Below are 22,242 nucleotides of genomic sequence, written 5' to 3' on the forward strand. Positions count from 1 at the left end.
GAGCTTTATTATGTCGGCACACATTCCCGCGACAACCCCGAATGCCCTGTCTCCGCAAGAACAGCGCCAGTTAATAGAAGACTTGCTCAAGAAGGTCGGCATGAACGTGACCGACATCGAAGAAGACTTTGTTGACTACCTCTACAACACACTGGGGCGCAACCTGGCCTCGGAGCCGGATTACCACTACAAGGCGCTGGCCTACGCCGTGCGCGATCGCCTGATGAAACTGTGGAAGCAGACCTGGGCTGGCTACCATCAGGAAAAAAGCAAAAAAGCCTATTACCTGTCGATGGAGTTTTTGATCGGCCGCTCGTTAAGCAACAACATGCTCAACCTCGGCATTGAGAACAAGGTTGATCAGGCCCTGTACAAACTGGGCCTGTTGTTGGAACACGTTGAAGATGCCGAAGCCGATGCCGGTCTTGGTAACGGGGGCCTGGGCCGTCTGGCCGCCTGCTTCATGGACTCCTGTGCTACCTTGAGCCTGCCGGTGATGGGCTACGGCCTGCGTTATGAATACGGCATGTTCAAACAGCTGATCCAGAATGGCCATCAGATCGAAGCCCCTGACCATTGGCTCGGTTACGACAACTACCCCTGGGAGTTCCCGCGGCGGGAATATACCCGCGTGGTCCGCTTTGGTGGCGTCTCGCGCCCTTACCGCGACCACCAGACCAATCGCCTGGAAGTGCGCTGGGAAGATACCGAAGAAGTACTGGCCGTGCCGTATGACGTCCCAATTCCGGGCTACAAGAATGGCATCGTCAACACCTTGCGCCTGTGGTCTGCCCAGGCCACCGAAATCTTTGATTTTTCTGAATTCAACCGGGGGTCTTATTTCGAAGCCGTATCCTCCAAGGCCGAAGCAGAAAACATCACCATGGTGTTGTACCCCAATGACACCAGCGAAAACGGCAAGGAGCTGCGCCTGAAGCAGCAGTACTTCCTTGTCTCGGCATCACTGCAGGATGTGGTCAGCCAGTGGATCGAACAACACGGCCACAATATGGACGATTTCGACGACCATAATGTTTTCCAGCTGAACGATACCCACCCCAGCCTGGCGGTCGCAGAGCTGATGCGTATTCTGCTCGATGATATGGAATTCGACTGGGACAAGGCCTGGGCCATCACCAGCCGCTGTATGGCCTATACCAACCACACCTTGCTGCCAGAAGCCCTGGAACGCTGGCAGGTATCACTGTTCCAGAAACTGCTGCCGCGCCTGCTCGATATTATTTATGAAATCAACACCCGCTTCCTGAAGCAGGTAGCGATGAAATGGCCTGGTGACAACAACCGTTTACGGCAGATGTCCCTGATTGATGAACACGACAACGTGCGGATGGCCTACCTTGCCATTGTTGGCAGTTTTTCCGTCAATGGCGTAGCCGCCCTGCATTCCCAGTTATTAAAAGATGGACTGTTCAACGATTTCTACCAGCTCTGGCCAGAGAAATTCAACAACAAAACCAATGGCGTGACCCAACGGCGCTGGATTGCCAGCTCCAACCCCGGCTTGCGCCAACTGCTGGGAGAAACCATTGGCGACAACTGGATCACCCATCTCGACGAACTGGCCGCCATTGAGCAATATATTGACGATCGGGCTTTCCGTCAGTCCTGGCGGGACGTCAAACGTGATAACAAAAAGCGTCTGGCACAGCTGGTACAACAGGATACCGGCGTGGTGTTCAACCCGGATGCCATGTTCGATGTGCAGGTCAAGCGGATTCACGAGTACAAGCGCCAACTGCTCAACGTATTACATGTGATCCATCTGTATGCCCGTATCAAGCGCGGCGATACCCACAACTGGACCAATCGTTGTGTACTGATCGGAGGTAAAGCGGCACCGGGCTACTTTATGGCCAAGACCATTATCAAGCTGATCAACAACGTTGCCGAAATTATCAACAACGACCCGGAAATCGGCGACAAGCTGAAACTGGCCTTTATCCCCAACTACCGGGTATCGGTGATGGAAATCATCGCACCGGGCACCGACCTGTCGGAACAGATTTCCACCGCAGGCAAGGAAGCATCGGGCACCGGCAATATGAAGTTCATGATGAACGGTGCTGTCACCATTGGTACTCTGGATGGAGCCAATGTTGAGATTCTGGAGGCCGCCGGTGAAGACAACTTCTTCCTCTTTGGCTTGAAGACCAGCGAGGTTGCCGAACTGCGCCACCACTATCATCCACAGACCTATATCGATCAGGACCCTGATCTGCAAACTGTCTTCGAGTTGCTGGAATCCGGTCACTTCAATCACTTTGAGCCAGGGCTGTTCGACGACCTGATCAATGGCATGAAATCCGCCAATGACCCTTGGGTGACACTGGCCGACTTCCGCAGCTTTGTCGATGCCCAGCAACATGCCGCCAATGCCTTCCGTAACGTCGAGCACTGGACCGACATGAGCATTATCAACGCGGCTCGCAGTGGCATGTTTTCCACTGATCGCACCATCAGTCAGTACAACGAGGAAATCTGGAAACTGACACCGATTGGAGAACAACCAACAGCAACCACGGCTACATCAACAAGCAGCAAGAAGAAAAAGAAAAAAGAAGAGAAGCGGCGTTAAGGCAGGAAAGCTGCCTGGGCAATCAGGCAGCCAGACGCTCGACCGGCGCATGAAACCATCATGCGCCGGTCGATCAAACAGACATTACAGCGCGCCGTGTATCTCACGAACTGCTGTATTGGTCATTGCCATTACATCGTCCAACGACACCAGCGGGTAGCGTTTGGGTTTGTAGCCTTTCAGCTCGGAGTACATGGTTTCCAGCTTGGCGGCAGGTTTCTGGCCTTTGAAATCGCTTTTTTCCAGCGCCAGTTCTTCCATCAATTCGTTCCATGGTACCCCCTGCACCATAGGAATCAGGACGAAGTTGATACCATTGATATCGACCTGGGCCGGACTGGTCAGGTTCACAACAAACAAGACCGCTTTCATATCATCCGCAAAATCATCTTTGTAATAATCGACCAGGCCAGTGATCGATGACATTTTATCGAGTGCTCCCACCAACATATGGATCTTGTCATCCGCCAGAATAACGGCTTCCCGCATCAGTTCTTTAGGTGGCAAGGTATGGCCTTTATCGTCGCCCACTTCTCCGGCCACAATCACCAGATCGCCACGATAGGCCTGCATACCGGATTCTTGGGTGGATTCCAGAAAGTTGGAATAGAACAGACGCCCGGTTTCTTTATAGGTAGTAAGCAGCATATGGTAATTTCCTGTTAATAGTGATGAATGCCTGCTCTTTGCTTTCAAGAATCTTGCCGTCAAAATTCTCCAGCCATTAACAAAAAATCTTTTAATATCAAAATGTTACAAGGGACTAAAAACACACCAGAGCGATAATGTCGGATTTACAACACAACATTACCGACGCTATCCGACAAAGCAGACACGAGATCTGTGCTGGGCTTGCCCCATCGGGCACAAGCAACAGTATCCGCAAACAAAAAAACACCAGCGACCGGAAGTCGCTGATGTCCAGAGCAGGTGTACAACTCAGGCTTCTTTGGCAAACCGCACCCGGTCTTCGGCAGCCACACCCAGAATCTTGGCCAACCAGGGTGGTGGTGAGTTTTCCATCACGCCTTGTAAGCGCGACAGGACTTCGCTGGCTTCACAGACGTCTTTTTGCTTGATCGGGTACACACCGGCACGAACCACCTTGGCCGCCGCCGGACCGCCAATGGATTGTACATAGGCGACCTGACAATCATTAATCAGGCGGGCACGGAACGCATTACGATCATCTGACAGATCAGCTTCCAGTGCCGAGCGAACATCAACCAGTTGGTACTTCTCGGCACTCAGTTCATACACCAGAAATCGCAAACAAGAACCAAAATGGCCATTCAGTAACTCCCCACTGTTGGAAGCCACCGCCACACGAATGGAATTGGGCAGAGCCTCCGCATCGGCGACTGCTTGTGGCAGATCTTCTGCTTCGCTTTCACCCCAGAGAATCCGCACAGCTTCCTTGATGGCGGGTAAGCCAAGGCTGATGTCTTCACCATCTTCTTCACCGTCGGCACTGCCGAAGCCGGTTTTCAAATCCGTAACCGTAATGGTCGCCAGGGATTCTTCCGATAACTCACCCTCGATCCGGCGAGTCAGAATATCCAGTAATTGACCCACACTGGTATCCGGCAAAATACGGGCAGCCATGGCTATTCGAAGCGCCGCTTCACGGCTGATAGGCGGTAGTTCACTCATCGCTAATCTCCATCTCATTATTGGGCACCTTTCCTCGCTGGCCACCAGGGCAGTCTGAGCAGGTGTCTTGCCAGGTCTGCGGTTGTCAGACCCGGTTCCGATTACATCAATTGAGTCAGGCCACCCTGGGCTTTGGCTTGCCATTCCGCTGCCGTAAAGGCTTCCACGGTCAGGGCGTGTAATTCACCACTGGCCAATGGCTCACTGAAAGCGGCCAGGATACGTTGCTGCCGCTGCACCGGTCGCAATCCCTCAAAGACATTACTGATAACCCGGGCGGTAAAATTGCAGTCGGCACCATGGATCTCGATCTTGGCTGCCGAGTCGTCCAGTGCTTGCTGGATACGCTGATGCACTTCGCTGGTTTCCATAACGTCGTCCTGTTATTCAGCGCTGGCAGTGGCTTCTTGCAGCAGTGTTTTCAGCGAGCCATCCGCCGCCATGCTGCAGACAATATCACTGCCACCGACCAGTTCTCCGTTCACGAACAACTGCGGAAAGGTTGGCCAATTGGAAACCATTGGCAAACGTTCCCGGATTGATGGAGCTTGCAGAATATTGACGTAGGAAAAATCAACACCGGTTACCTGCAGTGACTTGATTGCTGCGGCAGAAAAACCGCACTCCGGTGCTTCCGGGGTGCCTTTCATATAAATCAGAACCGGATTGCTGCTGATTTGCTTATTGATGGTCTGGATAATATCGGTCGTGCTCATGGTGTTTTCCTCAGGCGACAAAGCGATGAACCGGATGGGTATCCGGCAGAATGTGATGTTGCAACAAGCGTAAGGTGCTGGCTCTGGCAGCGACGTCAAGCACCGAGAAATCATCTTTCGTGGTTGGGGAGGCGTCGGCACCGGCTTCCAGCAGTTGTGCCACCAGCGCGTCATGACCAATGGATGCGGCATAGATCAGTGCCGTCGCACCATGATCATTTTGCTGATCCATATCGATATCGTTATCGAGCAGTAATTGCACGATACGGCTGTTTTCACTGAGACAGGCCATCCAGAGGGCGTTATTGCCATCCTTGTTGACCAGATCAATCCCTGCCCCTGCCATCACCAACTCACGGGCAATATCCAGATTGCCATCACGGCAGGCCTGCATCAGGGCGGTGTCCTGATTGTCACCCCGCTGATCCAGGTTGTAAGGATCAAAGCCGTGCTCAACCAGCCAGCCACGCAGCGGATGACTCAAGGCATCCAGCGGACGGCTGATACTCGGGTACCAGGCTTCGTAACCGCCATCCAGGCTATAACAGCTGGTAAAGCCAAAATCACTGAACAACTGGGCCATATCCTGACTGGCATGGCCGTGATAGCAGTAGATCAACACCGGGACCGAACGCGCGGTATGTCGCAGCAAGGCGCGCAGATTGGTGTCGTTCAGATGCAATGCCGCGGGATGATGCCCGGACAGATAAGAACGGAAATCACGCATATCAAGCAGCAACATAGGGCTGTCATACAGCATGGCTTCTGCTTCAGTTACAGACAGGGTTTGCCATTGGGTCATGGTGAGATCCTCTTCCAGAAAAGTGGGTTGTTAACGGGTCATTTGCAGTACTTGCAGCACTTGCAATCAGTCTTCAGGGCCAAAGCACTCAGCATAAGCCGTACAGTCATCACAGCTGGGAGCACGACAGACATAACCGCCACCGGCTTCACACAGCTGTTTGTAAAAAAAGCGTTTCCATTTCATGTCGCGATCGTTGGCGGCCACCAGCGCAGGAAAATTCTGCGACAGCAAGGCACTGAGTTCACCGCGGTTAAGCAAACCGAGGTCACGCCAGAGATGCTCTTTGCCCAGGCAACCGGCCGCAACGATATCGGCCATCAACAACTCGCTATCATCCTTGCCAGCCCGGTGTTGTAGTAATAACTGCCGGATTTCCAGCCACTCATCTTCACGCATTTCCAGCAGTTGCTGACGCAGGTCGGCACCATGACGTTGATTGTCACGGTCTTGCTGCTGCGGAAAGGGCAAACTCTGATAACGATTCTGGCCATACAGATAGCGGTGCAAGAACCAGCGATAATCAACCGGTTTCAGCCCCAGGTAATACGGCAGGCACGTCCGTCCCTGCCGCTGGCTGCGCAGTATCTGCCCCAACCAACGGCTGGTGTTGGTACGCAGGGATTCGCGTTCGCTGGTCGATGCGGGTAATAGCTGGGTCATAATCTGGCGCCAGAGTGTAGGTTTTACCGTTACAGCCAAAGTCATACCGTTTCTCCTGCCAGCGGTGTTGGGCAACCATTGCCCTGGATATGCTTGCTGGCACAGCCTTCTATATCGTCCGGTACATCCAGTTCTTCCCGGCTACGGGTGCTCAGGCCCAGTTGCTGCTGCAGACGCGGCCAATCGAAGCCGCAGTGATACCAGCCCTCAAGCTGAATGAGCGGCCGGCGAATCAGCAAGGGTTCAGCAATCATGGCAACCATCGCTTGTTCCGGAGTGCAGTTGTCAGGATCAATATGGCCAGCCTTGACTGCCGGAGCCGAACGGTTGAACCATTTGTTGACCGGCAAGGAGCCAAAAAACCGTCGTAACTGCTGTGCCTGCCATGGCGTATCGAGCAGGTTATGTTCGATCACATCAACACCCGCTTCACGTAGAATTTTTTTCTGTCGGGTGTTGTTGATACAACCGGGTTTTTCATAAAAATGCAGCACGATAAAACCTCCTGTTTCGACCATAAAACGGTTCTTGCGACGATGACTAACCAGCGTTAGCGAGCCTGGATTTCTTGTAAGGCTTCAGCCATTTTTTCTGGTGGAATACCGGTCAGGGAACCCGGTGGATTGATTGCCACACCAGACGCATCCAGAATTGCCTCTTCAATCGGACAAATACTGGCGCATTGAGGCTGGGCATAATCCCCTTCACACTCTGTACATTTGCGCGCATTGATTTTGAAATGCGGTTTGCTGTCATAAATAGCTTCGCTCGGGCATACGTCGTAACAGGCCCAGCAGTTCACGCAAGAATCAACAATAGATAACGCCATGCTAACCTCCGAAGGTGCAGTGAATGGCCGGGTTATGCCCGGCCTGGTGATGACTCAGACAGAAGCCCGTTGTGCGGAAGATGTCTCTGCGGCCGCTTCGTCAAGCACGCCGCTGGCAGCCATTTCCTGATAAACCTCCATCACGGCTTCTTCGATGGGTTCCATCGCGTGTTCGCCGTTAGGCACAATGCCGGCCTCTTCCAACAACGACCATGGCTCGTAGCCAATCTTTGAGCACAGCACGGCTTCGCAACCACTCAGGGCACGAATCGATCCGGCCAGGGCACTTTCCTTTTCGCCACAGCTGTCGTCACCCACACAGAACTGGTCGACCTTGCGATGGCTGATAAAACGCACGCCTTTTGGAGAGGCTTCGTAGATCAGGAATTCGGTCGCATGACCAAAGTGCTGGTTGATCAGACCGCCGCCACTGGTGGCAACTGCCATCAGTGCCGGGCGCAGATCGCTGGCGATGGTATTTTCCACAGTCGGTACAGAAACCGCGGCCAGACGGCTGCGCTTGGCTTCTTTTTCGTCCAGTTCTTCGAGAATACCGGCGTGTACCACAGCACGGGTCTTCATGGCGGCGTTGTAATCGATATCCATGGCAGCAATTTTATCGAGGGTGAATTCTTCGCCCCGATCTTCACCCAACAGGCCAACGGCATCGGCACGGCACTGACGGCAGTGACGCATCATGTTCATATCACCGGAGCAGGCATCCTGCAGATCTTGCAGCTCTTCCGGCTCAGGCCCGCGCTGCCCCATAATGCCGAAGAAGGTGCCGTGTTCTGCTTCAGAGATCAGCGGCATCACGTTGTGCAGGAAAGCGCCTTTGGATTTGACGGTGCGCGAGACTTCTTTCAGGTGCTCATCATTCACCCCAGGAATCATCACCGAATTGACTTTCACCAGAATGCCGCGTTCAACCAGCATCTCGAGGCCTTTTTGCTGTTGGGCAATAAGGATCTTGGCGGCTTTTTCACCGTAGATACGTTTGTTATTCCAGTAAATCCAGGGATAGATTTTGGCCCCCACCGCCGGATCGACACAGTTGATGGTGATGGTGACGTGATCAATGTTGTGCTTGGCCAGCTCTTCCACTGAGTCTGGTAAAGACAAGCCATTAGTCGATACACAGAGCTTGATATCCGGCGCTTGCTCACTCAGCATACGGAAGGTTTCGAACGTGCGTTCGGGGTTGGCCAACGGATCGCCCGGGCCGGCAATCCCCAGTACCGTCATTTGCGGGATATTGGCCGCAACGGCTTTGGTTTTCATCACCGCTTCTTCTGGCGTTAATACTTCAGATACCACACCAGGGCGAGATTCGTTGGAGCAGTCGTACTTGCGATTACAGTAATGGCACTGGATATTGCAAGCGGGGGCGACCGCTACGTGCATACGAGCAAAATAATGATGCGCTTCTTCGGAATAACAAGGATGGTTCTTGACCTTGTCACGAATTGAATCCGGCAGCGCCGACATCTGGTCGTTATCACTGCCGCACGAACCAGAGGCACAGCTACTGGTGGCTGCGGTTTCCTCTTTGCTTTCGTCTTGTCCAAGCACTGTCAGTTGCATGGTCTCAGCTCCTTCATTATGACCTGCCTGCGGCAGGTGAATCTCTGATAACCCGGGTGGGCCGGTTGCTAACAAGTCGTTGCAATGCCAATGCCTAAATATAACGCTTTGTTTTTATTGGTTTTTTATATTCCAACCTGATGATTTGTCGTATTCCGTACAGCACATCCAAGGGACTTTTTGTGGTGTAGGGAACAAAGGCAAGAATGCTCAATGTCATCGTAATCGTGATTTTTTGTCACAAACATGTGATTCCTGGCGTCCAGGAACAGCAAGCTATAGAGCAGAAAGTCTATAGGGGGCATCTATTTAATCCGGTGCTCACTCTGGGCTACCAAATGGTTTCGAATCACGAAGCCGACTTGCAGGCCTGACGGGTCAAGTCAAAAGTCGGCGACACAGAGTCGAGATCATCCGGCAGCCCCCGAAGGGCGCGGGTTGCCGCCGTCCAGTGCGGTGTTGACGAATTTGAAAAGGACTCGTCATTTCGCTGCATTCGTCGCCTTGCCCTGAACAACGGCAACACTCGCGCAGAGCCGTGCAGGATTAAATCGATGTCCCCTATAGCTTGCGCACGTTGATTTTCATGGTTTGGATCCGATAGGCAATTTGACGCGGCGTCATATTCAGCAGGCGGGCGGCTTTAGCCTGTACCCAGCCGGTCTGTTCGAGAGCGGCAATCAGACGCTCCCGCTCATCCATTTCCGGGTTGTCGAGGTCAACACTGGTCGCTGAGGCCGGGGACGGATGACTGTAGCCTGAATGACTATGGCTGCTGGCCATCGTCTGGCGCTGATGATCCGGCAAGGCAATCACATCGCTGTCGATAATGCCTTCTTCACTCATCACTGCCGCCCGTTCGAGACAGTTTTCGAGCTGCCGGACATTGCCGGGCCAGTCATGACTCATCAGGATACGAATGGCATTGTCAGTCAGACGCAAGGGACGCCCTTGCTGACGCGAAACCTTGTCGAGCAGGAAGGTAGCCAGTTCCGGAACATCCACCAGCCGTTCACGTAACGGTGGCAACTGGATTGCCATCACATTCAGGCGATAATAAAGATCTTCACGGAAGCGGCCTTTTTCGACTTCTTCTTCCAGGTTGCGATTGGTAGCGGCAACAATACGGACATTGACCTTGATGGTTTGGCCACCCCCTACCCGTTCCAGCTCACCTTCTTGTAATACACGTAATAACTTGGCCTGGAACAGAGCCGAGATTTCACCAATTTCATCCAGAAACAAGGTGCCACCATCCGCTTGTTCAAAACGCCCTTTGCGCTGTTTGACGGCATTGGTAAAAGCGCCTTTTTCGTGACCGAACAATTCGGATTCCAGCAGGTTTTCTGGCAAGGAAGCACAGTTAAGACAGACAAAGTGGCTGTGCGCTCGCGGCGAATTATAGTGAATGGCGTTGGCAATCAACTCCTTACCAGTACCAGACTCGCCCAGAATCAGTACGGTGCTGTCCCACTTGGCGACCCGACGTACCTGGTCAAAGACCCGGCGCATGCCATCGGAGTGGCCGACCACCATATTGTCAAAACCATATTTGACCCGAACCTCACGGCGCAGCTCATCGCGCTCCCGGGCAATGGTCTGGCCTTCTTCCTGATTGACCAGTAGACGGACTGTCTGGGATAACAGGTTGGCCGCAGCGGTCATAAACTCGGTACGCTCGGCCAGATAGTCATCCGCCGGAACGTCAGGTTGAGCTGCCAGAACACCAATCGCCTTGCCTTTGGCATCCCGAATCGGCACACCGATAAAAGGCAGCTCCAGATCGTAGAGTTCCAGCCGATCAAGAAATCGTGGTTCGCTGGAAATACGCCCCAGCACAATCGACTGGTTACTCGACAGAACGCGGCCAACAATACCTTCGCCGGGCTGGTATTTGACCGATGGAGCCTTGCCGCCCCCATCGCTATCACGATACACAGCGCCTACTTGCAAGGTGCTGTTTTCCGGGTCAAACAGATTGATTACACCGTGCTGCAAGCCGCCGTGATTGTGTAAAACCGCCAGAATCCCTGTCAGGGTTTCTTCAATGGTGCTGGCTGCTGATAACACGCCAGCCACTTCAGCCAGGCAACGGAACTGTCGCTCCATCAGCTCGGATTTGCTGTTAATGCGTTTGCCAGCCGCTAATCGGGAGGTTGTCATCATGTTTGCCTCCTAAAGTGCCGAAACAAACGGGAGACGTACGACTACTCGACATCCCGTTCGGTGGGACAGATCAATATGCACGGTGCCGGAATGATCCGTAACGATATCGTGCACCATTGGCAGTCCCATGCCCCGACAACCATTACCCGAGGTTTTGGTGCTGAAGAACGGCTCAAAAACCTTGAGCTGTAATGGCGGTGCAATACCAGGGCCGGTATCGATGATTTCACAGCACACACCATCTGTTTCGCTGCGAGTAATAATGCTCAACTCACGCCGTCGAATTGCGCGATCGCTCATGGCGTCGACCGCATTGTCGAGCAGTTGTTTGAACATGCTGCGTAAACGCCGCTCCCTGCCAATCACTGCTGGTAAATGCAACGCCGGTTGCCAATCGACGGTGATTCCTTGTGCTAATAGTCCTTCTGTAGACAATGCCAGCGACTCCCTCAGCAGTTCATTAATATTGACTGGTTTCTTGCTCTCTTCCAGTGCGTCGGGCATTGCATCCCGCATGTTATCCATCGCACTGTTACCCGAGGCCAATGCTTCTTCCAGGGCACCCAACAAGGCGTCATCACGGTGATCGCCGGTGCGCCGTTGTAACATGCTGACCGCGGTACCCAGTAAGTTGACCGGCCCCTGCATCTGGTGAATGGCACCATTTACGGTTTCGCGCATGCCTTGTACCAGGTCTTCTTCCGCCATCAGCGCCTTGAGTGCGTTGAGATGGATTTCTTCCTGACGACGACGGATATCGGTAATGTCATTGATCATCAACAACACGTAGTGGCGTACGGTCTGTTCAAAAAAACCGTCCGCTTCTTCACATTTCACATCGATAGTGGTGCCAAAACAGGAATACCAGCGTCCGCGGCTACGGCCGTAATCCAGCGAGAATTCCTTGTCATCGAAGCTGCGGCGATCTTCCAGCAACTGCTCGTAGGCTGACCCCAATTTGGTACCGATAACATTCACCACGGTTTCCAGCGGCTCGTCATGCAGCAGCTCAGAGGCCAAGGCTCGGAAACTGGGATTGGCCGATACAATGCGATGATGCTCGTCCAGTACCAGTACCGACGCCGGTACTGAATTCAGCACCGCTTCCATCATCAGTTTCTGATTCATTACCCGCTGTTCCAGCTCGTGCATATCGGAACCATCACGATGCATACCGAGGTAATAAAGTGTCTCGTTGTTTTCATTGATCACCGGCGCAACGGTCAGCTCGGCAAGATAAAGACGCTTGTCCTTGCGCCGATTCAGCATCATGCCGGTCCAGGATTTCTGTTGCGCCAGACGACCCCATAACGCCTGATACACAATGCGCGGGGTGGTGTGATTGGAAAGGATCGACTCGTTGTGCCCCAGGACTTCATCCTCGCCATACCCGGTCACTTGGGTGAAGGCACGATTGACGTAAAGAATGTTGGCCTTCAGATCCGTAATGGAAATAGCGACAGGCGAATGCTCCACCGCTTGAAAAAAAACCTCTTCGGGCAGCAGCACACCTTCGGGATGAATTTCACTGATGCCTTTTTCTGCCAGGTCTTTTTCTTCTAGCCCGGCGGCGGCAGCCTGTTCTTGCGAGAGTCTGACGTTACTCATAACAGCTCCTGATAAGGTGACGTATTGCTATACCTTAATGGTTGGAGCAAGGAGTATGCCGCGATAAAAATTAACTGAGAGGCCCATGTTCTCTGTCAATAGCCCGACAATGCCGCCGACATTTGTCGTCAATACGACAAAGGCTTTTTCCGGTTTTTTGCCAATTGTCGCAAACCCTACAAGCTGAATCTTTGTCGTTTTTCTATCAAATGCCCTGTTATCAGGCCTTGCGCACCATTCTCAGTCATTCCTTTGTCGCTTACCTGCGACAACAGCATTCGCCTCAAATCCATGGCACAGGAAATGCAATTTTGTGCTCATACGACCGACCCGCCGAATTTCAGGAGACCTTATGGAATATCTGTTGATTCTGGTCAGCACATCGCTGGTCAACAACATCGTACTGGTGAAGTTCCTGGGTCTGTGCCCTTTGATGGGTGTCTCCAGCAATGTATCCGCTGCCTGGGGCATGAGCCTGGCCACCACCTTTGTACTGACGCTCTCGGCGCTATGCAGCTGGATGATTGAACACTGGCTACTACAGCCTCTGGATATCGAATTCCTGCGCATCCTGTCCTTTATTCTGATTATTGCGGCAGTGGTGCAATTCACCGAGGTACTGATCCGCCGGGCCAGCCCCCTGCTGCACAAGGCACTGGGTATTTACCTGCCGCTGATTACGACCAACTGCGCTGTACTCGGGGTAGCACTGCTGAATATCACCGAGGAGCACAACCTGGTCGAAAGCCTGATGTTTGGCCTCGGCTCCGCCCTCGGCTTTGTCATTGTCATGGTGATGTTTGCCGGACTGCGGGAGCGGCTGGCATTGGCCAATGTTCCTGAGCTGTTCAGTGGCACGCCGATCAGTCTGGTGACTGCCGGTTCGTTGTCGCTGGTATTTATGGGCTTTAGCGGAATGATCTGAATGCGCCGTCCTCGACGCCGTGTTGTTTCTTACCACTCACGCCGGTGCAGACCGGCACAGGATCTTCAGGAGGCATTATGTTGATCGCAACCTTGGTACTCACTCTCTTAGGCCTGGTGCTTGGAGGCCTGTTGGGTCTGGCCGCCAAATACTTTGCCACGGGTGATGACGATCCTATCGTAAAAGAGATCGAACAGATGTTACCTGGCAGCCAATGCGGCCAGTGTGGTTTTCCTGGCTGCACCCCGGCGGCAGAAGCCATTGCCAACGGCGACGCCGCCGTTACCTGCTGTCCTCCGGGAGGCCGGGCGCTGGCGGAAAACCTTGCTCGCCTGCTCGACGTCGATATGTCGACACTGGGAGAGTCCCCGCAACCGCTATTGGCCAATATCGATGAAAACCTCTGTACCGGTTGTACTCGCTGCTACAAGGCTTGCCCCACCGATGCCATTGTCGGTGCCAGCAAACAGATTCATGTTGTGGTCGCCAAGGCCTGCACGGGTTGCAGCCAATGCCTTGAAGCCTGTCCGGAAGACTGCATCAGCCTGAACACAGCACCGGTGACGCTGGAACGCTGGCACTGGTCGAAACCCGAGGCAGCCTGATATGTTATTCGGACTAGGAAAAATCCGTGGTGGCGTCCACCCCGACGGCCATAAAATCGACAGTGCCCGGCTGGTTATCAACAGTCAGTTGCCCTTGCCCGACACCCTCTGGTTGCCGCTCTGCCAGCATTCCGGCGAAGATGCCAGGCCGCTGGTGCAAGCCGGAGAGCGTGTACTCAAGGGTCAGCGTATTGCCGCTGCCGCAGGGCGTTTTTCAGCCAATATTCACGCTCCGACCTCAGGCACGATTACGTCGATAGACACCATTACCATGCCCCACCCGTCAGGGCTGCCTGCCAATGCCATTATTTTACAACCGGATGGCAAGGATGAATGGATAACACTGCAGCCACCCGCTGACCCGTTTTCGATGCCACAGGAAGCGTTGGCCACCCTGGTGGAGCAAGCCGGCATTGTCGGGATGGGGGGCGCTATTTTCCCTGCCGCCATCAAGTTGCGTCAGGGCCGTCGTTTTGAAATCAAGACCCTGATTGTCAATGGCAGTGAGTGTGAACCCTATCTGACCACGGATGATCGCCTGATGCGTGAGCGCGCCGCCGAGATTGTCGAAGGTGCGCGACTGGTACGCTACATTATCGAAGCCTACCGCACCGTTATCGCCATTGAAGACAACAAGCCCCAGGCCATTGCTGCCCTGCAAGAAGCGGCCGCCAATGTCGGGGCGATTGAAATCGTGGTGGTGCCCGCCCGCTATCCAATGGGATCGGCCAAACAACTGATCCAGGCCGTTACCGGACTGGAAGTACCCGCCGGAAAACGCAGTAATGACATTGGTGTTCTGGTTCACAATGTCGCCACCGTATACGCCATTCAGCAAGCCCTGATCCATGGCAAACCCCTGATTTCCAGGGTAACGACCGTTGCCGGAGGCTGTGTTGGCGAACCACGGAACGTCGAAGCGTTGCTGGGCACTCCGATTCATTACCTGTTTGAACAGTGCGGCGGACTCACCACAACACCCGCCCGCTTGCTGATGGGAGGCCCCATGATGGGCCAGGTATTGCCCACCACAGAGGTTCCCCTGATCAAGGGCAGCTCCGGGGTACTGGCGTTAACCAAAGCCGAAGTCAACGAACATATGCCATCGCCATGTATCCGTTGTGGCCGTTGTGTGGATGCCTGCCCGATGGGACTGCTGCCGCTGGAAATGGCTCGCAACTCAAAACAGGACGACTTCGACAGCGCTCAGGATGCCGGTTTGCGTGACTGTATTCTGTGTGGCTCCTGTTCCTACGTCTGCCCTTCCCATATCCCGCTGGTGCAGTATTTCGAATACGCCAAAGGTGAGCTGGCCGAGAGCCGTGCCAGCCAGCAGAAACTGAGCTACACCCAGGAACTGATGGCCGCCCGTAAAGAACGGCTGGAACGGGAAGCAGCAGCCAAGGAAGCCGCCAAACAGGCGAAAAAAGCCAAGGCCAAAGCCAAAAAACCGCGTAAGGCAGCCGCCCCCACGACGGTAGCGGCTGACACCGCTGATACAGCCGAAACGGCCTCTACCACCGACCACGCGGGAGCATGATCATGACCGCCGACGCCCAGTATATTCCCACCGCTTCCCCCCATGCCCACGACCGCTCCAGTATTGATCGCATCATGCTGCGTGTCTGTCTGGCACTGACGCCCGTCAGTCTGTGGGGGTTCTATTGTTTTGGCTGGCCAGCCGTGGTGATGTTTGTCACCACCTGTCTGGCTGCGATTCTGACCGAACTGGCTTGTCTGTATGTACAGCAACAGCCACTCAGCCGTTTGTGGGATGGTTCAGCCTTGTTGACCGGCTGGCTACTGGCCCTGACCCTGCCCCCCTGGGCTCCCTGGTGGATTGCCGTCGGTGGTGCTTTTTTTGCCATCACCATCGGCAAACAGATTTATGGCGGTATTGGCCAAAATGTCTTTAACCCGGCGCTGCTGGCCCGTATCGCCTTGCTGATCTCGTTTCCGGTGCAGCTTACAACCTGGGTCAATGTCACGCCGATCGATAGCGCCAACGCCCCTGGTCTGGCCGATGCCTTCGCTATTATCTTTGCCGGTCAGCCCTGGATGAGTGACGCCGCCGACGGCATCACAGGTGCAACCTGGCTCGGTGCCAGTAAAGCCGCCGCAGCCGGAGGGGCCGACCTGGCCGCAATGCTCAGCCAGGACTTTTCTCTTTACGACGCTTTCCTGGGGTTGACCCGTGGCAGTCTGGGTGAAACCTCCACGTTACTGGTACTGCTCGGGGGCATCTGGTTATTAATAACCCGCACGATCAGCTGGCATATCCCGGTCTCTCTGCTTGGTACGCTGGCTTTACTGGCCTGGCTCGGCAATCTCAGCAACCCACAATCCTACCCCGGCGTCCTGTTTCATCTGACCTCTGGTGGCGTCATGATCGGTGCTTTTTTCTACGCCACTGACTACGTGACCTCACCGTCAACACCGGTAGGCAAGCTGATTTTTGGAGCTGGCTGCGGCGTTGTGCTGTTTGCCATTCGCAGCTGGGGTGGCTTTCCCGAAGCGGTCGCCTTCGCCATTTTACTGATGAACGCACTGGCTCCGCTGATTGATCGCGTGACCAAACCTCGGGCTTATGGCCGACGTCATTCTGGCGACGCCATCAAACACACACCGGCACAGCGCAGGGTGGTATGACATGGAACAACCACTGGATCAAACAACACAATCCACACCCACTGCCGCATTTCGCGACCAGCCCCTGTATCAGGCTCTGCTGTTGGGAGGTGCCTGCGCCATCGTCAGCCTGCTGCTGGTCGTTGGTAACCTGGGTACGCATCAGACCATCGCGGACCATCTGACTGCCGACAAGCTGGCCATGCTGGCTCAGGTACTGCCACAGAGCTATTACGACAACGATCCGCTCAATGATACGGAGCAGCTGTCCAGTCCAGTGCTGTCTGGCCCCGCGACTCTGATGCTGGCACGTAAAGACGGCGATATCACCGCATTGGCCCTGCAGATCAGCATCGCGGGCTGGGGCGGCATCATCGATATGATTATGGCCACCACCCCAGACGGGGAACTGTTAGGGGTCCGTATCATCAGCCATAAGGAAACCCCCGGACTGGCCGATAAGATCGAACGTCCCAAAAGTGACTGGATCACGGGTTTTGATGGCGCATCACTTGCCAACACCCCGGAACAGCAGTGGGCCGTACAGAAAGACGGCGGCCGCTTCGACCAGTTTACCGGTGCCACCATTACCCCCCGAGCCGTGGTCAAGGGCGTGCATCAAGGCTTGCTGCTGATAGAACAATGGCGTCAACAACAGCCTCAATTCCAGCAGCCGTCTTCGGTAGCCATCACCGGCAACGAACAGGAGATTTTGCAATGAACCAGTACCGGCAGATTTTTCGTGAAGGCATGTGGGACAACAACGTGGCCATGGGGCAAATGCTGGCCCTTTGTCCACTGTTGGCAGTGACTACCAGCGCCACCAATGGCCTGGGCATGGGTATCGCATCCCTGGCGGTGCTGATGATTACCAACATCATGATTTCAGCAGTCCGCGGGGTGATCAGCCCACAAGTACGTATTCCGGTACTGATTGTATTGATTGCCACCGTGGTCACCATGGTGGATATGGCCATCAATGCTTTCTTGCATGATTTGTACAAGGTGCTTGGGTTATTTATCGCTTTGATTGTTACCAACTGTGCCATTTTTGGCCGCGCCGAAAGCTTCGCCAGCAAACAACCGGTGCATCTGGCGGCGGCAGATGCGCTTTCGATGGGATTGGGATTTACCTGGGTACTGGTGGCTGTGGGTGCCATGCGTGAAATCATCGGCAGTGGCACCTTGTTTGCCAATGCGTCACTGCTGCTCGGCAGTCATTTTGCCTGGCTGGAAACCGAAGTGATCCCTCATTATTCGGGCATATTACTGGCCATTTTGCCCCCTGGTGCCTTTATGGCGCTCGGGTTTCTGATTGTTATCAAACGCATGATTGATCGCCGCTTGTCTTCTTCCAGTAACGATGGCCTGGTGACAATCCAGAGCCACTGCTGAACACCGGGCGATGACACAACACCAACCTGTTGGATCAATACGAAAGGAACACGCCATGCACATCAGCGTTGTTTATGCCATTGGCAACAACCAACCCTGGATTGAACTCGACGTCGAAGAACCCTGCTTGCTGGCCGATGCGGTCGCGCAATCCGGCCTGTTGGAGCACTACCCCGACATTAATCTTGAGCAACAGCGGGTAGGGATTTTTGGCAAGCTTGCCAAGCCGGATACACCGCTGAAAAACGGCGATCGTGTTGAAGTGTATCGTCCGATCATTCGCAATCTGGATGACGACGACGATGAGGATGACTGAACGCCCTGACGGGCGTTCGTTCTTCTGGGTTACTCAAGAGCAGCAGCTACCGGTATCAGGCTACAGCGCCGCAGCTTCTGCTTCCAATGCCTTGAGTGCCGGTGCTTTTTTACGCCATTCCTTATACCAACGGTCCACCGCATCCCCAAAAAACTCACGACCAACCTTGGTCACAGGCACATCCGAGGTTTTGATCTTGGCCAGGTAGTCCTGATCCAGTTCAGAATAGATCGAAAATACCTGATCCAGATGTTTGCCCACCAATGACTTGACCAGATTCCGGTCGTCACCGCTTAATCCAGCCCAGCGTTTGCTTGATGCCACCCCCACCATGGGTAACAACATATGGGAAGAATGAATCACACTGCCCGCAGAGGCCAGGTAACGGGCATTCCAGGTACCTTCAAAATCGATTTGCATACCATCCACCTGCCCATTGGCAAAGGCATCGTAAAGCCCAGGCAGAGGAATCGGTGTTGGAGCAGCGCCAATTTTCACCCAAAAATCACGCTCAGGTGCAATCGGGATTGTCCGGACTTTCTTGCCTTTCAGATCATCAACACTGTGGACTTCGTCGCGCATAACAATCTGGCGGAATCCTGCCATGCCGTAACCCAACCCCACCAGCCCCAGGGTTTTTAACTCATCCAGCATGCCGGTGGCTGTTTTGCCATGCAGCAAAAACATCGCATCTTCGGGGGTATTCACCAAATACGGCGCAAACAGTGCAGCAAAATCCGGACGCCGGTTGGCCATTTCCCCTGCCGTCAGAAATGCCATATCCAACGCCCCGGTCTGTAACTGTTGCAACATTTGCGCTTCGTTACCCAGCTGGCCGGATGGAAAAACCAGGACCTTGAGTTTGCCGTCGCTGCTCTTTTCCAGATCGGCCGCAAACGCCTTGGCCGCCAGTGTCCATTGGTGACTGGGTGGCGTAATCAACCCCAGCCGCAAGGTATCGGCATACGCCATTGCCGGTAACAGTAAAGCCATCAGCAATGCTGAGAGATAGCCTGTTATTTTTTTCATCTGTATCTCCGGGCAGACAAGCTGCCATTGTTATTATTTGAAGAAATATGACCCGCAAGTGGTCAGAGGTGGGTAACGTGCGTTACCCGATCGTTATCGGTTCCTGTTTCAGATCAGTACCGTTATCAGCACAGGGAAAAACACCAACAGTAAAATCACCAGCAGCATGGCACCCAGATAAGGCCCCAGCAGCAGAGCAATACGCTCGGCCTTGACACCCGACAGGGCCGAAGCAGTAAACAGCGCTGAACCAACCGGTGGGGTCAGCAAGCCCAGTACCAGCGTCAGACACACCACCACACCAAAGTGAAACGGATTGATGCCATAGACCGAGGTCGCGACGGGTAATAACACCGGCACCACCAGAATCAGCGCCGGTATCGGGTCGAGAATCATACCGATCAACAACAGCAACCCGGTCACCAGCAGCAGGAAGACCAGCGGGGATGACGACACTTCTTGCAACCAGGCAGCGGTCAGGCCCGGTAAATTTTCAAAGGTAATCACCCAGCTAAAGACTTGTGCTGCCGCAATCAATAACAGCACAATGGCAGAGCTTTTGGCCGTCCGTACCAATGCTGGCCAGAGGTTGTTCAAATCAAATTCACCGTACACATAACGACCGACCAGTATCGCTACGACTACCGCCAACGCCGCGGCTTCTGTCGGTGTTGCCAAGCCGGATAAAATGCCGCCAATAATGGCCACAGGTACCAATCCGGCTGCCAACCCATTACGGAAAGAGGCCAGCCGCTGACGCCAGCTCATACGTTCGTTGGCGGGGAAATCATGGCGACGGGCCATCCAGCCCAGCAGCGCAAAAAATGCCAGCCCCAATAACAGCCCCGGAATAATTCCGGCAATAAAGAGGTCACCGATGGAAATCTGGGCAATCACCCCAAAAATCACAAACAGCATGGAAGGTGGAATAATCGGCGCTAACAGGCCACCAGCCGCCGTTAATGCCACGGCCATATCTTTGGGGTAACCCGCCTTCTCCATCTCCGGCACGGCGACACGGGTCATAATGGTGATTTGTGCCACGGTGGAGCCAAGAATGGATGCCATCATCATATTGGAGAGCAGGTTCACATACGCCAGACCACCCCGTGCTGAGCCGATCAAGGCCATTGCCATCGCCATCAAGCGCCGGGCAATGCCGCCTTCATTCATGCATTCACCCACCAGAATAAACAGCGGCAGCGCCAGTAAACCGTAATTTTCCAGCCCGCCGAACAGCTGTTGGGGGTAGGAACTGAGCAGTACCAGGTTGTCGCTGCTGAAAATGTAGATCAATGCTGTAATAGCCAGCAGAAAAGCAATCGGCATCCCGATCACCAACAAGACCAAAAAGCTGGAAATCACCATTATTGTTCTCCTTGTGTCGTGGAGACCGTCAGAGCAGTCAGGTCTTTCACACTGTTCAGCAACCGGACAACCAGGTGAAACACAGACCCCAGGGCAAACACCGGCAGCACCAGCCAAAACCAGACCTTGTGGAAGCCCAGCGTCATCGTCGGTTCGTCATAAATAAAGTTGAACGTGGATGCGGCATAAGCCGAGGTATCACCCCCCATACTCCAGAGAGTCAACGGGTCAAACCAGCGCCACAACATCCATAACAGCACCCCCACAAACACCAGCAGAGTGGCGTTCACCACAACGGCCATCAGCTGTGCCAGACGCTCTGGCAGCCGTTCAATCACCAGCGTCATCGCGATATTGGTGCCATTGTGCAAGCTGGCGGCGCTGGCCAAAAAAACCATCCAGACCATGCCCAACACCGCCGCCTCATCAATCCAGAACAACGCCTGGCCAATGGCACGCGTCACGATATTGAGTAATAACAACCCCAGCACCAGGGTCAGCATCGCCCCGGCCGCCGCCAGTTCCAGCCGCGCCAGACGGTCACTCCACTTGGATAACATGATCAGAACTCCTGTTGGGTCAGGGTAAGAAGCTGAGGTATCCGTGGCGGTTTCGACGCCACCGATAGCGGATGCTCCCGAAGCCGCCAGCGGGTTCATTCCGGGTCTCCCCAAGTCAGGTAATCCCACATACGTTCAAAAATGCGGCCACTGCGGGTCGCCCGCTGTTGCGCTTCTGCCGCACTCAACTCGCGCACGGAGTGTGCCTGGGCCAGACAGTCCAGTTCGATGCGGGCGGCGTCATCCAGATACCAGGTCAGGGACACCGCTTCTTCCAGTGAGACCGATGCCGTGACCACGCCATTACCACGCATCACAATGGCATTGCCATCACCCAGCTGATCGGCCAGGGCATTGGCGGCCGCGTCAGTACGAATCAGTTGCGGGTCATCCCAGAGTGCCGGAGCCGGTGCAAAGTAACTGCCCATACCGTGCAAGGCCCGAGGTGTACGCCCCAATGCCGATAGCGACATCGCCGAAGGCGGCATACTGCGCACAACCCCTCCGACTTCCGGGCGACGGCGATAAATTTCACGGTGTATGCGCACTTCCCCTAACACATGCTCAGGCAAATCGCCGTAGATCGGGACGATGGTGCCGTCATCTTGCGGCCCAATCGTTCCCATGGGCTTGGGGGCACACACCAGAAAGTGGCTGTCACTGAGCCGTGTGCTGCAATGGCCATAAGCGTGAACCAGACCATGACGATCCAGTGCACGAGCAGCGCGACGGACAAGAATTTGGCTGGCAGCAGGCACCATAGTGCTCTCCTCCAGTGAATGAGGACGTGTCGTCATAA

At 54.4% G+C, this 22,242-nt stretch carries 23 protein-coding genes; 8 read left to right on the forward strand and 15 right to left on the reverse strand.

The features are described 5' to 3' along the window. Positions 1 to 10 precede the first annotated feature (10 nt). Positions 11 to 2,596, forward strand: coding sequence for a glycogen/starch/alpha-glucan phosphorylase (locus Q8W22_RS04705; RefSeq protein ID WP_305451726.1), 2,586 nt, complete (start codon positions 11 to 13; stop codon positions 2,594 to 2,596). Between the two features lie 84 nt (positions 2,597 to 2,680). Here the strand turns inward: Q8W22_RS04705 and Q8W22_RS04710 are convergent, their stop codons facing one another. From Q8W22_RS04710 to nifL, 11 genes are all read right to left on the reverse strand, one after another. Next, the gene (locus Q8W22_RS04710; RefSeq protein WP_303432280.1) at positions 2,681 to 3,244 is read right to left on the reverse strand and encodes a hypothetical protein; all 564 of its coding nucleotides are present in this window, start codon (positions 3,242 to 3,244) and stop codon (positions 2,681 to 2,683) included. Between the two features lie 291 nt (positions 3,245 to 3,535). Further along, entirely contained in the window at positions 3,536 to 4,249 is a 714-nt protein-coding gene (locus Q8W22_RS04715) for a dinitrogenase iron-molybdenum cofactor biosynthesis protein (protein WP_303432281.1), read from the reverse strand. A 101-nt stretch (positions 4,250 to 4,350) separates the two neighbouring features. Then, a complete protein-coding gene (locus Q8W22_RS04720; RefSeq protein ID WP_303432282.1) occupies positions 4,351 to 4,620 on the reverse strand; it encodes a BolA family protein in 270 nt (89 codons plus the stop codon). A gap of 12 nt (positions 4,621 to 4,632) precedes the next feature. After that, positions 4,633 to 4,965 (reverse strand): Grx4 family monothiol glutaredoxin, encoded by a 333-nt coding sequence (gene grxD, locus Q8W22_RS04725; protein WP_303432284.1) that lies wholly within the window; start codon positions 4,963 to 4,965, stop codon positions 4,633 to 4,635. A 10-nt stretch (positions 4,966 to 4,975) separates the two neighbouring features. After that, positions 4,976 to 5,767, reverse strand: coding sequence for an ankyrin repeat domain-containing protein (locus Q8W22_RS04730; protein WP_303432286.1), 792 nt, complete (start codon positions 5,765 to 5,767; stop codon positions 4,976 to 4,978). Positions 5,768 to 5,833: 66 nt separating this feature from the next. Then, positions 5,834 to 6,475, reverse strand: a complete 642-nt coding sequence (locus tag Q8W22_RS04735) for a nitrogen fixation protein NifQ (protein ID WP_303432287.1) — start codon at positions 6,473 to 6,475, stop codon at positions 5,834 to 5,836. After that, positions 6,472 to 6,948, reverse strand: coding sequence for an ArsC/Spx/MgsR family protein (locus Q8W22_RS04740; RefSeq protein WP_305451727.1), 477 nt, complete (start codon positions 6,946 to 6,948; stop codon positions 6,472 to 6,474). The genes Q8W22_RS04735 and Q8W22_RS04740 overlap by 4 nt, the downstream gene beginning before the upstream one ends. 32 nt (positions 6,949 to 6,980) lie before the next feature. Further along, positions 6,981 to 7,259 carry a 4Fe-4S dicluster domain-containing protein gene (locus Q8W22_RS04745; protein WP_303432289.1) on the reverse strand — a complete coding sequence of 93 codons (279 nt, stop codon included), beginning with the start codon at positions 7,257 to 7,259 and terminating at the stop codon, positions 6,981 to 6,983. 54 nt (positions 7,260 to 7,313) lie between these two features. Beyond that, positions 7,314 to 8,843 (reverse strand): nitrogenase cofactor biosynthesis protein NifB, encoded by a 1,530-nt coding sequence (gene nifB, locus Q8W22_RS04750; protein ID WP_305414464.1) that lies wholly within the window; start codon positions 8,841 to 8,843, stop codon positions 7,314 to 7,316. A gap of 561 nt (positions 8,844 to 9,404) precedes the next feature. Beyond that, positions 9,405 to 11,009 (reverse strand): nif-specific transcriptional activator NifA, encoded by a 1,605-nt coding sequence (gene nifA, locus Q8W22_RS04755; RefSeq protein WP_303434788.1) that lies wholly within the window; start codon positions 11,007 to 11,009, stop codon positions 9,405 to 9,407. Between the two features lie 9 nt (positions 11,010 to 11,018). Further along, on the reverse strand, positions 11,019 to 12,617 hold the full coding sequence (gene nifL / locus Q8W22_RS04760) for a nitrogen fixation negative regulator NifL (protein ID WP_305415626.1): 1,599 nt from the start codon (positions 12,615 to 12,617) through the stop codon (positions 11,019 to 11,021). 352 nt (positions 12,618 to 12,969) lie between these two features. Between nifL and rsxA the strand changes: the two genes are divergently transcribed. The 7 genes from rsxA (at position 12,970) to Q8W22_RS04795 (ending at position 18,486) form a co-directional block, all read left to right on the forward strand. Then, complete coding sequence (gene rsxA / locus Q8W22_RS04765; protein WP_303434792.1) at positions 12,970 to 13,542, forward strand: electron transport complex subunit RsxA; 573 nt, start codon at positions 12,970 to 12,972, stop codon at positions 13,540 to 13,542. 77 nt (positions 13,543 to 13,619) lie between these two features. Next, positions 13,620 to 14,147: an RnfABCDGE type electron transport complex subunit B gene (locus Q8W22_RS04770; RefSeq protein ID WP_303434794.1), complete on the forward strand. Its 528-nt coding sequence runs from the start codon at positions 13,620 to 13,622 to the stop codon at positions 14,145 to 14,147. 1 nt (position 14,148) lies between these two features. Further along, entirely contained in the window at positions 14,149 to 15,687 is a 1,539-nt protein-coding gene (gene rsxC / locus Q8W22_RS04775) for an electron transport complex subunit RsxC (protein WP_303434795.1), read from the forward strand. A 2-nt stretch (positions 15,688 to 15,689) separates the two neighbouring features. Continuing rightward, positions 15,690 to 16,796, forward strand: a complete 1,107-nt coding sequence (locus Q8W22_RS04780; protein WP_303434796.1) for an RnfABCDGE type electron transport complex subunit D — start codon at positions 15,690 to 15,692, stop codon at positions 16,794 to 16,796. 1 nt (position 16,797) lies between these two features. Then, entirely contained in the window at positions 16,798 to 17,496 is a 699-nt protein-coding gene (gene rsxG, locus Q8W22_RS04785) for an electron transport complex subunit RsxG (protein ID WP_305451728.1), read from the forward strand. Further along, complete coding sequence (locus Q8W22_RS04790) at positions 17,493 to 18,170, forward strand: electron transport complex subunit E (protein WP_303434798.1); 678 nt, start codon at positions 17,493 to 17,495, stop codon at positions 18,168 to 18,170. Before rsxG ends, Q8W22_RS04790 begins: the two co-directional genes overlap by 4 nt. Before the next feature lie 55 nt (positions 18,171 to 18,225). Then, positions 18,226 to 18,486, forward strand: coding sequence for an RnfH family protein (locus tag Q8W22_RS04795; protein ID WP_303434799.1), 261 nt, complete (start codon positions 18,226 to 18,228; stop codon positions 18,484 to 18,486). A 60-nt stretch (positions 18,487 to 18,546) separates the two neighbouring features. Here the strand turns inward: Q8W22_RS04795 and Q8W22_RS04800 are convergent, their stop codons facing one another. The 4 genes from Q8W22_RS04800 to Q8W22_RS04815 form a co-directional block, all read right to left on the reverse strand. Then, a complete protein-coding gene (locus Q8W22_RS04800; RefSeq protein ID WP_305451729.1) occupies positions 18,547 to 19,515 on the reverse strand; it encodes a TRAP transporter substrate-binding protein in 969 nt (322 codons plus the stop codon). A 108-nt stretch (positions 19,516 to 19,623) separates the two neighbouring features. After that, positions 19,624 to 20,883 carry a TRAP transporter large permease gene (locus tag Q8W22_RS04805; RefSeq protein ID WP_305451730.1) on the reverse strand — a complete coding sequence of 420 codons (1,260 nt, stop codon included), beginning with the start codon at positions 20,881 to 20,883 and terminating at the stop codon, positions 19,624 to 19,626. Continuing rightward, positions 20,883 to 21,542, reverse strand: a complete 660-nt coding sequence (locus Q8W22_RS04810) for a TRAP transporter small permease (RefSeq protein ID WP_303434803.1) — start codon at positions 21,540 to 21,542, stop codon at positions 20,883 to 20,885. Before Q8W22_RS04810 ends, Q8W22_RS04805 begins: the two co-directional genes overlap by 1 nt. Beyond that, positions 21,539 to 22,240, reverse strand: a complete 702-nt coding sequence (locus Q8W22_RS04815) for a class II aldolase/adducin family protein (RefSeq protein WP_303434804.1) — start codon at positions 22,238 to 22,240, stop codon at positions 21,539 to 21,541. The genes Q8W22_RS04810 and Q8W22_RS04815 overlap by 4 nt, the downstream gene beginning before the upstream one ends. Between the last annotated feature and the right edge of the window lie 2 nt (positions 22,241 to 22,242).

It is taken from the genome of Oceanobacter sp. 1_MG-2023 (assembly GCF_030689025.1).
In the GTDB taxonomy this organism is placed as follows: domain Bacteria; phylum Pseudomonadota; class Gammaproteobacteria; order Pseudomonadales; family Oceanobacteraceae; genus Oceanobacter.

Bases quoted from the DNA above. Each gene is read 5' to 3' on its own strand.
- Q8W22_RS04705 (WP_305451726.1), top strand. From the start codon at position 11: ATGTCGGCACACATTCCCGCGACAACCCCGAATGCCCTGTCTCCGCAA.
- Q8W22_RS04710 (WP_303432280.1), bottom strand. From the start codon at position 3,244: ATGCTGCTTACTACCTATAAAGAAACCGGGCGTCTGTTCTATTCCAAC.
- Q8W22_RS04715 (WP_303432281.1), bottom strand. From the start codon at position 4,249: ATGAGTGAACTACCGCCTATCAGCCGTGAAGCGGCGCTTCGAATAGCC.
- Q8W22_RS04720 (WP_303432282.1), bottom strand. From the start codon at position 4,620: ATGGAAACCAGCGAAGTGCATCAGCGTATCCAGCAAGCACTGGACGAC.
- grxD (WP_303432284.1), bottom strand. From the start codon at position 4,965: ATGAGCACGACCGATATTATCCAGACCATCAATAAGCAAATCAGCAGC.
- Q8W22_RS04730 (WP_303432286.1), bottom strand. From the start codon at position 5,767: ATGACCCAATGGCAAACCCTGTCTGTAACTGAAGCAGAAGCCATGCTG.
- Q8W22_RS04735 (WP_303432287.1), bottom strand. From the start codon at position 6,475: ATGACTTTGGCTGTAACGGTAAAACCTACACTCTGGCGCCAGATTATG.
- Q8W22_RS04740 (WP_305451727.1), bottom strand. From the start codon at position 6,948: ATGGTCGAAACAGGAGGTTTTATCGTGCTGCATTTTTATGAAAAACCC.
- Q8W22_RS04745 (WP_303432289.1), bottom strand. From the start codon at position 7,259: ATGGCGTTATCTATTGTTGATTCTTGCGTGAACTGCTGGGCCTGTTAC.
- nifB (WP_305414464.1), bottom strand. From the start codon at position 8,843: ATGCAACTGACAGTGCTTGGACAAGACGAAAGCAAAGAGGAAACCGCA.
- nifA (WP_303434788.1), bottom strand. From the start codon at position 11,009: ATGATGACAACCTCCCGATTAGCGGCTGGCAAACGCATTAACAGCAAA.
- nifL (WP_305415626.1), bottom strand. From the start codon at position 12,617: ATGAGTAACGTCAGACTCTCGCAAGAACAGGCTGCCGCCGCCGGGCTA.
- rsxA (WP_303434792.1), top strand. From the start codon at position 12,970: ATGGAATATCTGTTGATTCTGGTCAGCACATCGCTGGTCAACAACATC.
- Q8W22_RS04770 (WP_303434794.1), top strand. From the start codon at position 13,620: ATGTTGATCGCAACCTTGGTACTCACTCTCTTAGGCCTGGTGCTTGGA.
- rsxC (WP_303434795.1), top strand. From the start codon at position 14,149: ATGTTATTCGGACTAGGAAAAATCCGTGGTGGCGTCCACCCCGACGGC.
- Q8W22_RS04780 (WP_303434796.1), top strand. From the start codon at position 15,690: ATGACCGCCGACGCCCAGTATATTCCCACCGCTTCCCCCCATGCCCAC.
- rsxG (WP_305451728.1), top strand. From the start codon at position 16,798: ATGGAACAACCACTGGATCAAACAACACAATCCACACCCACTGCCGCA.
- Q8W22_RS04790 (WP_303434798.1), top strand. From the start codon at position 17,493: ATGAACCAGTACCGGCAGATTTTTCGTGAAGGCATGTGGGACAACAAC.
- Q8W22_RS04795 (WP_303434799.1), top strand. From the start codon at position 18,226: ATGCACATCAGCGTTGTTTATGCCATTGGCAACAACCAACCCTGGATT.
- Q8W22_RS04800 (WP_305451729.1), bottom strand. From the start codon at position 19,515: ATGAAAAAAATAACAGGCTATCTCTCAGCATTGCTGATGGCTTTACTG.
- Q8W22_RS04805 (WP_305451730.1), bottom strand. From the start codon at position 20,883: ATGGTGATTTCCAGCTTTTTGGTCTTGTTGGTGATCGGGATGCCGATT.
- Q8W22_RS04810 (WP_303434803.1), bottom strand. From the start codon at position 21,542: ATGAACCCGCTGGCGGCTTCGGGAGCATCCGCTATCGGTGGCGTCGAA.
- Q8W22_RS04815 (WP_303434804.1), bottom strand. From the start codon at position 22,240: ATGACGACACGTCCTCATTCACTGGAGGAGAGCACTATGGTGCCTGCT.